1 protein-coding gene is annotated in these 389 nt (G+C 47.6%); it reads right to left on the bottom strand.

Annotated features, from left to right (window positions below):
* On the bottom strand, window positions 1-389 hold a 389-nt coding region (locus tag UF06_RS09125), incomplete at both ends, for a LysR substrate-binding domain-containing protein (RefSeq protein WP_045570174.1).

Raw genomic sequence — 389 nt, 5'->3', positions numbered from 1 at the left:
GCTTAGCGAGGTTCACCGCGATATGCTCAGGGACGACCATCAAATGTTCACTTGAGACTTGGCGATTAACCGCCGCCGAGAAAAATGGGACTTTAAATGTGATATGTCGCGCCAACCCCATCTCTTTTAAAACCGTGTCGGTGCTTGAATCTTTATCGCCGCCACCCGTGACTTTTATGTGCGAATAGCTGAGTAAAGCATCCACCGTTAGCTCTTTACAACTCGCTAGCGGGTGAGACGCTTTCATCAAACACACCGAGGTATCAGAACCGATATTCACGCTTGAAACACCTTCTGGTTTTGAAGGGTACATGGACGATGCGATGTGGATACCCAGTTCATGCAACTTATCGAGAAAATCTGGTTGCCATAAGCGATAAGCCATATCC

Origin of the sequence: Vibrio sp. S234-5 (genome assembly GCF_000960595.1) — a bacterium.
Classification (GTDB): domain Bacteria; phylum Pseudomonadota; class Gammaproteobacteria; order Enterobacterales; family Vibrionaceae; genus Vibrio.
The sequence above is the reverse complement of the archived record's forward strand: the minus strand, read 5'-3'. Positions and strand labels throughout refer to the sequence as shown.